Origin of the sequence: Faecalitalea cylindroides ATCC 27803, assembly GCF_000469305.1 — a bacterium.
GTDB classification, from domain to species: domain Bacteria; phylum Bacillota_I; class Bacilli_A; order Erysipelotrichales; family Erysipelotrichaceae; genus Faecalitalea; species Faecalitalea cylindroides.
Genome location: NZ_KI271055.1, coordinates 1 through 1228 on the forward strand (window position 1 = coordinate 1; position 1228 = coordinate 1228).

Below are 1228 nucleotides of genomic sequence, written 5' to 3' on the forward strand. Positions count from 1 at the left end.
TAATACGCCCCTCGTCAACAAATTCAAGCAGTTCAGGAACAAGGTTTGTCAGACGAATATAACGCTGTATTTGTGTTTGACTTTCTCCACTTTGTGCAGCAAGTTCTTCCCTTGAATAATTTTGTCCCACTGGGACTAAATTATTTTTTGTAGGTCTGCCTGCTTGTCTTTTCATTGCTTCCAAACGCATTTTATAGGCAAAGGCTTTTTCACTCGGCAATATCTCTGACCTCTGGAAATTACTTTCAACCATTAAAATGGTCGCTTCATCTCTGTTCAGGTCTACAATCTCACTTCTCAGTGTTTCAAATCCTGCCAGTTCACAAGCTCGCTTTCGTCTGTGTCCTGAAACAAGTTCGTATCTGCCGTCCTCTTTCTGCCTTACCGTTGCCGGAGTAATCACTCCTCTTTCCTTGACACTCTCCACAAGCTGCATCATATCTTCATCGTCCCTGACCTTAAACGGGTGGTCGGGGAAATCATCAATTAGCTCCAATGGAATATCTCGGATTTTTGAAAGCTGTTCTTCATCTCTCTGTGCCTGCGTGGTAAATAAATCATCGAGCTTCGTGAGAGTGAAGTCGCTCTTTCTTCCTGCCATCGGCTAACACCTCCTTTGTAAATTCAGCGTATGCCTTAGACACTGTGCTGTTTGGCTCATAAGCATAAATACTCTTGCCTTTGGAAGAAGTTTCAGCGGCTTTTACGGCAATCGGGATTTGTGTTCGATACATTCTTATCTGATTACCAAAGTTTGCCCTGAGTGCTTCCACCGTACTCTTTGCAAGGTTTGTTCGGCTATCCACCAAAGTAAGAAGCATACCGTCTATCTTAATATCCGGATTGATATACTTCTTTACTTTTGAAATGGTCTGCACAAGCTGTGTCATACCCTTTGCAGGCAAATACTGAGCCTGAACCGGAATAATAACACTGTCTGCCGCCGATAAAGCATTGAGAGTAACCATACCAAGTGAAGGCATACAGTCTATAATTACATAATCATATCTGTTCTTCACTTGACTCAGATAATTCTTGAGTGTAGTTTCTCTGCTCATTGCGTTCACAAGGTTAAATTCCATTGCTGAAAGCTCAAGGTTTGCCGGAACAAGGTCAACACCTTCTTCGTGGTGCAGGATACCAACCATAGGGTCTGTCATCGTTTCATTGATTACATCTGTGAGTTTCGTTGCAAGCGTGATACCCAAGCCGTCTGTATCCTGCCAAC

General features: G+C 43.0%; 2 protein-coding genes. Both read right to left on the minus strand.

From position 1 onward, the window contains the following. The coding region (locus HMPREF0367_RS09320) for a ParB/RepB/Spo0J family partition protein (protein WP_035403653.1) at positions 1-601 on the minus strand (601 nt) is incomplete at its 3' end. After that, entirely contained in the window at positions 558-1208 is a 651-nt protein-coding gene (locus HMPREF0367_RS09325) for a ParA family protein (protein WP_248660682.1), read from the minus strand. The genes HMPREF0367_RS09325 and HMPREF0367_RS09320, both read right to left, overlap by 44 nt. Positions 1209-1228 lie beyond the last annotated feature (20 nt).